Below are 6844 nucleotides of genomic sequence, written 5' to 3' on the forward strand. Positions count from 1 at the left end.
TAGGCCCAGGCCGCCCGCGCCGTCCTCGTAACCGCCCAGTCGAGGCCAGCCCCATCCCAGCCCTTCAGGGCGGTACACCAGGGTCAGAAGCGGTCAATCCAACCGGCTCCAGTACAGCTCGCAGACCCAAGTAATCCCTGGTCAGAGCGCTGCGGCACTCCGGAGCGCCGTTGATTCCCAAGCTCAGAGCGCGAGTTCGATTCTCGTCACCCGCTCCACGACAAAGGCCCGGGTCAAAGAACCGGGCCTTTCTTGTTGTCTAGACCATTCCGACGCTTCGTGCCATTCGCGTGCCATAAGAGGCCCACTACCGCACTGAATTGCGAAGCGCGATCCCTTGGACGACGACCTCACCCCTGCACATCTCATGTAGCGAGATCCATTTCGAGTGATGTGCGTCATACGGCAATCAGGGCAGAGTCCAGGGCCACGGCCGAAGACCGGAGTGTGCCCATCCCACCGTGCTGACCGGGCTGGTGACGCTGCACGATGCCGTCGACGCATCCGATCCGAGTACTGCGGCGGAGCGTTGCGTGGAAGCCACCTCCTACCTGCGCTCGCGGTGGCCCTGGTGAGTGGCGACCTGGACTGATCGATTCAGAGCCAACCGGCCAACCGCAGGTTCGTCATCGGGCAGAGTGGGCGTGTGCCCGAGAAGCGCCGTGGCCGGTGCGGGAGGAGCCGCTGTCAGGGGTTCCAGAAGACGGTGGTGTACGTACGGTCGAAGCGTTGTGCGGCCAGATCCTCCCGTTGGATTGCCCAGTGGACGGTGGCACCCTCCCGGCCCGTGATGTGGGGGCTCCAGTCTGCGAGCAGTACCCAGTCCTCGACGGCGCCTGACACCGCTCCGCCCCCGCCCCATTGGCCTGCTTCCGCCGCCCTCACCGCACACACCACGACATGTGCGACCGGGTCGAGCTGGATGGCCTCCTCCGAAGCGTATCCGCCGATCTGGAGAGACTCCCGGGTGGCAATGTCATCGCGGGTGTGCTGCCATACCTCGGCCAGTTCCCTGGAGCGGGGATGGCCGGGGAGCGGCTCGCTGTAGGGGGGCCCGGGAAGCTCGACCGCGTGGTGGTGGGGCAGGGACACATCGATCGTCGCCCGCAGTTGACCGCGCGGGAACGCCTCGACCACCTCCTGGTATTCCTCGTCCTGGTATTCCTCGTCCTCGAACCAAGAGCCGGAACCCTTGTCCCGCTCCTCCACGGCCGCACCGGCCGGGACGTACACCACCTTGCCCATGTCGGCGAAGCCCTCGTCGTCCTCGGGAAAGGCGAACAGCAGCAGGTGGCCGTCCGGGGGCAGGGGGAGATCCGTCGCGTCATCGGGCAGGGCCGCGAGGTCGATGGAGGCGACGAAGGGGAATACAGGAATCGGGGTGTCGGCGGGAAGCATCAGGGGACCGCCGAACCGGCCCACGACCGGGCCGTCCCCATCCTGCGTCAGTGTCGCGCAGGGGCGAGCGGTGTCCAACCAACGCTCCACGTCGTCGGAGGGGATGCCCTTGGCAATCGCCTTGTCACGGAAGGGACTTAGCCTGCCTCGCATCTCTGGCGTCATGAAGGAACCCTAGCCTTCGATCTCTTGGCTCGGTGCTGGTCGGGGCTTCCCCTCAGCACTGCTCAGTGAGGTAGCTCTATCGAGCAGTGGTGGGATCAGCACACATTCCGTGAGGACCATCAACGTGGTCCGGTCTCGGGGACGTGGCGACATCTGCGACCGCGGTGCGGTGATGAGCTTGTCGGTGACCTGTTTCCGCACCTCAGTGAGGTGCTGGTGGACCGACGTACGGAGCGGTCTGCGAGAACGCGGTGGACGGTCCAGGACACGCCCGGCTGACGGCGGCCGACCGGCCGGCGTGAAGCGACCCACCAGCGGCCTCTGCCTGGGCGCGATGGTTATCCAGTGCGGTCAAGTGTCTCTACAGGTCAACGCGTTGATGCCGGGTAAGGCACGTTAGTCATGTAGCTACGTACGTGAGTCGGGGAGACGTTTGTTGGTGGGTACAGGAGGTGGCTTGGTGTTCTGGAGGAGACTCTGGCGGGCGCCTCTCCGGGTGACGTGGGCGCGGTCCGCTTGGACGAGCAGGGGAAGCTGGTGATCCCGCCGCTGTCGGCCGAGGACATCCCGGCCGAGGCCAAGGCGCTGCGCGACGAGCTCGCCTCGATGTTGCCGTTCGTGCCGATCGTCTCCCTGTTGATCGAGCTGGTTGATCGAGCTGGACGCCCGGACGAACTTCCTGGCGTGCTTCACCCACGCCGGTGGCCGCAAATCGACTCAGGCCGCGGATCCGTCCCGCCGGGAGCCGGAAGGAGCAGTCCCGGAACGTCCAGCCCCACGTGCCCGGCGCCGTCGGAGAAGAGCGGAAGGTACGCCATGAAGGTGTCACCGACGCCTCCACTCCTCCCCTCGGGCCCCTCTCACTTTCCGACGGTCAGCGGGTCCCGTTCGCAGCAAGAGCGCCCGAGCCGGCCGAACCGACAGCGGCAGCCGCTGCCCGACACCAGTGACGTGCGCGGAGGTGAAGGTCCGGCGCTCCGCGCTATTCGGAAGGCGGTGCCGACGCGGACGGCGAAACCGTGTACGACGCCGACCAGTGGACCGCGAACCCCCGGGGCGGCTCGCCGAAGGTTTGGGTCACGCTCGTGCGCCAGGGCTGGCGGGTGTCGGTGAACACCGTCGCCCGCCTCATGGCCGGAAGGCGTCGGCGGTGACGTCACGGCGTACGAAGTCCGGGAACGCGGGCCGCTTGCCCGGTCCGGTCAGCCCCCGGCGCCTTCGGATCTTGCGTCCGGCCAGGCCGAGAGGTGCCGCCCGACTCGTCGAAGATCTGCCGGATCGTGTCGGCCGGCTTCCCGCGCCGCACCTCTCGGGCCGTGACGGGCTGGTGGCGCCACTTGTAGAACCAGGACTCGCTCACGCCCAGGACTCGCTCACGCCCAGGACGCGGCACGTCAGGGTGTGGAATGTCCTGTCCTGCTCGGCCTTGCAGTCGCTGATCACCCCGGCCACCTGGGCCGGGGCCGCCGCAGCTGCTTCACCCACAAGGCCATGCAGCGTTTGAAGACCCTCGTAGCGTGGAGTCCTTGATTGCAGGGGAAGTTGGGGTTCATGGGGTCCAAGCAACGGACGTACCCTCGTCACCGGTGACCGGGTCACGCTGGACGCCACCGGACAGGTCACCGGTGTGCGGCCCGGCAAGGGGCGGGAAACGGCGGTCAGGGCGAAGAGAATCGACGCCCCGAACCACTGCATACCTGGCACCCGGCGAAGGCGGTCGACGGCAAGCGCCTCGACCTGCGCCACCCGGCGAAGGCGGGCACGGCCTCTCTGCGCGTGATGCGCGCGAGCACACCACCCCATGGCCATGGACCCGAAGTCCCTCGCCGTAATGCCCCAGGGCCGCCCATGGCCGTCTTCCTAGCCGCTCGGTGACCAGGCCAGCCCCATCCCAGCCCTTCAGCGCGGTGCACCAGGGTCAGAAGCGGTCAATCCAACCGCCTCCAGCACAGCCCGCAGACCCAAGTAATCCCTGGTCAGAGCACTGCGGCACTCTAGAGCGCCGTTGATTCCCAAGCTCAGAGCGCGAGTTCGATTCTCGTCACCCGCTCCACGACGAAGGCCCAGGTCAGACCTGGGCCTTTCTTGCTGCCTAGATGATCAGGTGGTGCTGCCGCGCATCCGGATTCAGGGAACGAGGTGGCCCGCGGCACGGAACAGTTCGTACCACTCGGCCCGGGTGAGCGGAAGTTCGGAGCCCTGGGCGGCGCCCGCGACGCGCTCCGGGTTGGTGGTGCCCAGCACGACCTGCATCTGAGCGGGGTGGCGGGTGATCCAGGCGGTCGCGATCGCGATGGCGGGGACGTCGTACTGGCCGGCAAGACGGTCAATGACGGCGTTGAGCTCGGGGTAGTCCGGCGAGCCGAGGAAGACCCCCGTGAAGAAACCGGCCTGGAAGGGAGACCACGCCTGGATGGTGATGTCGTTCAGCCGGCAGTAGTCGACGATCCCCCCGCCATCGAGGGTGACCGACTGCTGCTCCGCGAGCATGTTCGCAGCGACCCCTTGAGCGATGATCGGCCCGTGTGTGATCGAGAGCTGAAGCTGGTTGGCCACGATGGGCTGACGCACGTACCTGCGCAGCAGGTCAATCTGGCGTGGGGTCTGGTTCGAGACACCGAAGGCGCGCACTTTCCCCGAGGATTCGAGCTCATCGAAGGCGCGGGCGACCTCTTCGGGCTCGACAAGTGCGTCGGGGCGGTGCAGCAGCAGGATGTCGATGCGGTCGGTCCGCAGGGCCGCGAGTGAGCCCTCGACCGATTTGACGATGTGCTCGTAAGAGAAGTCGAAGTACGGCCCGTCCGTCACGATTCCCGCCTTGGTCTGGATCGTGATCTCGTCGCGCTGCGACGGGCTCAGCGCCATCGCGTCGGCGAAGCGGCGTTCACAATGGTGCAGCTCGCCTCCGTATACGTCGGCGTGGTCGACGAAGTCGATGCCCGCATCGCGCGCGGTGCGGACGAGTTCGCGGACGTCCTCGTCCGTCTTGTCGGCGATACGCATCAAGCCGAGCACGACGTTCGGGGCGAGGATGTCGGTGCCGGGCATGGTGAAGGTCTTCACGACGGCTTTCCTTTCAAATTTTCAGGTCCGCGCAGTACAAACGGGTCCACTCTGCACCTTAGGAGGCAGAGGGTCCATCGGCGTCAGCAGCAAGCCCCAGATGCTCGCGGGACAGGACGCACCGGGGACCGGAATCACAACGGGTGGGAGGGGAAATCGCTTGGCCGTACAACCACAGGCTGCTCTCATGAATCTCCTATCTCGTACGACTGCCTGCGGGGCGGTCATGTGTCCAAAAGGGGACTCAGTGAGCAGTGTCGGAAGATCCCGTCCGGCTGCCGCCACCGCGGTAGTGGTCGCGCTGACGGGCGGTCTCGTCGCGGGCGCCACCGCGCCGGCGTCGGCGGCGTCGTGCGCGACGAACACCTACACCCGGCAGTTCTTCGCGAACACCGGCTTCTCGGGCGTGGCGAAGCGCACGGACTGCGACACCGCGATCGGCGAGAACTGGGGCAACAACTCGCCCGGGGTCACCGGCGTCGGCAAGGACAACTTCGGTGTCCGCTGGAGCGTGAAGCGCGACTTCGGCTCCGGCGGTCCCTTCGCGTTCACCGCCTCCGGCCAGGACGGCATCCGCGTCTACCTCGACGGCGTACGCAAGATCGACCTGTGGAAGAACGGCACCACCACCGTCTCCAAGACCGTCAACCTGACCATCCCCCGCGGAACCCACGTCCTCCGTGTCGACTACGTCAACTGGACCGGTACCGCCGCGGTCAAATTCGCCTACACGCCCCGTATGGAAACCACCGTGGACCGCGTCGCGCCACTGGCGCCCACCGGGGCGAAGGTGGCGTACAACAAGGGCACCGACTCGGCCACCTTCTCCTGGGCGCCCAACAAGGAGATGGACCTCGCCTACTACCGCGTCTACCGGCAGACCGCGGTGGGTGACTGGGCCCCCATGGTCTTGACCGACAGGACCGCCTGGACCGAGACCGGACTGCCCCGCAACGGCAAGCCCATCCGCTACTACATCATCGTCACCGACCGCGCCGGGAATCTCTCCGAGAGCACACCCGTCCTGACGGTCACCCCGGTCGACACCGTCGCCCCGGCGGCGCCCGTCATCGCCGTGTCCTACATCGACCAACCCCCCAGCTCTCTGAAGATCAACTGGGACGGGCGGACCGAGGAGGAGATGAGGAACGGCGGCACCATCAGCATTTACCGATCCACGGGCGACACCCTCGGCGACAGCCCCGAACTCATCAGCACGACGTCGCAGGAGTCGTAGCCGACGTCGGTCTACGTGTACATCGACAAACTGCCGGCGTTCGACGGCACCACCTACACCTACGCCGCCGTGGTCACCGACGCCGCCGGGAACGCGTCCCCGATGTCCGCGCCGGACTCGGTGACCCCGGACAGCGTTCCTCCGCCCGCGCTCACCGGCCTGACCGCGACTCCGCGCGCGGACGGCGTCGTACTGAGCTGGGACGCCCCCGCCGAGAGCGGCCTGCGCTATGCCGCCACCCGCGTCATACGGCGGCCGGACGGCAGCACCCGCTACGACAGCGACGGATGCTCCGACGCCGTTCCCCCCAACACGCCCACCGCCCTGCCGAACGCGATGCTGTGCGCCGGACCGGCGGACGGCGAGACGGTGACCTTCCTCGTCATAGCGGTCGACGAGTGGGGAAACCACATCGGCATCGACCTGGCCTCCACCGTCACCACCACCGAACTCGACAACAGGCCCGACGACGCCCTCGGTGAGGACTCCGGGGCGCTCACCGTCCTCAACCCCGACGACGTGGCCAGAACCGGCCACTTGGAGTGGGCCTGCGGCGACGAGACAGCCTGCGCCGACATCACCGAGTACCGCGTCGAGCGCTGGAACACGGCCACCAGGACGTACGAACCGGTCACCTCCGTCGCGGTGGTCCCGGGCCGCCACTACCGAGCCATCGTGCGCATGCCGTTCGGCGAGACGTCGCACTTCCGGATCACCGGGACCCTCGCCGACGGCACGCCGGGCGCCGTTGTGCACTACTCGGTGGCCAGGGGCTCCTCCGTGTGAGCCCGGAAACCGTGCCGACGGCTTCGCGACGGTGGCACGGGTTCTGTCCGGGATGGATCAGCAGGACGTCCGCGACGGCACTGATCGCTCGGAGAAGCATTGTCGTTAGCGCACCGGGGGGGGGGGGAGGGGGGGAGGGGGGGGGGGGGCGCGGGAGTGGGGGGGGTGGGTGTGGTGGTGGGGGGGGGGGGAGGT

At 67.5% G+C, this 6844-nt stretch carries 6 protein-coding genes; 3 read left to right on the forward strand and 3 right to left on the reverse strand.

Features of this window, described 5'->3' with window-relative positions:
• Positions 1-687 precede the first annotated feature (687 nt).
• The gene (locus tag ACFU9P_RS13540) at positions 688-1476 is read right to left on the reverse strand and encodes a DUF1963 domain-containing protein (protein ID WP_384079785.1); all 789 of its coding nucleotides are present in this window, start codon (positions 1474-1476) and stop codon (positions 688-690) included.
• Between the two features lie 1106 nt (positions 1477-2582).
• Here ACFU9P_RS13540 and ACFU9P_RS13545 point away from each other — a divergent pair.
• Positions 2583-2717, forward strand: coding sequence for an IS3 family transposase (locus tag ACFU9P_RS13545; RefSeq protein WP_384079788.1), 135 nt, complete (start codon positions 2583-2585; stop codon positions 2715-2717).
• Positions 2718-2919: 202 nt separating this feature from the next.
• Here the strand turns inward: ACFU9P_RS13545 and ACFU9P_RS13550 are convergent, their stop codons facing one another.
• Both ACFU9P_RS13550 and ACFU9P_RS13555 read right to left on the reverse strand, forming a co-directional pair.
• Positions 2920-3048: a hypothetical protein gene (locus ACFU9P_RS13550; protein ID WP_384079791.1), complete on the reverse strand. Its 129-nt coding sequence runs from the start codon at positions 3046-3048 to the stop codon at positions 2920-2922.
• 642 nt (positions 3049-3690) lie between these two features.
• The gene (locus ACFU9P_RS13555; protein WP_376373762.1) at positions 3691-4626 is read right to left on the reverse strand and encodes an aldo/keto reductase family oxidoreductase; all 936 of its coding nucleotides are present in this window, start codon (positions 4624-4626) and stop codon (positions 3691-3693) included.
• A 247-nt stretch (positions 4627-4873) separates the two neighbouring features.
• Between ACFU9P_RS13555 and ACFU9P_RS13560 the strand changes: the two genes are divergently transcribed.
• Positions 4874-5863: a PA14 domain-containing protein gene (locus ACFU9P_RS13560; protein ID WP_384079794.1), complete on the forward strand. Its 990-nt coding sequence runs from the start codon at positions 4874-4876 to the stop codon at positions 5861-5863.
• Positions 5864-5878: 15 nt separating this feature from the next.
• Entirely contained in the window at positions 5879-6649 is a 771-nt protein-coding gene (locus ACFU9P_RS13565) for a hypothetical protein (protein ID WP_384079797.1), read from the forward strand.
• The last annotated feature ends 195 nt before the right edge of the window (positions 6650-6844 follow it).

Origin of the sequence: Streptomyces sp. NPDC057617, assembly GCF_042800555.1 — a bacterium.
GTDB lineage: Bacteria > Actinomycetota > Actinomycetes > Streptomycetales > Streptomycetaceae > Streptomyces.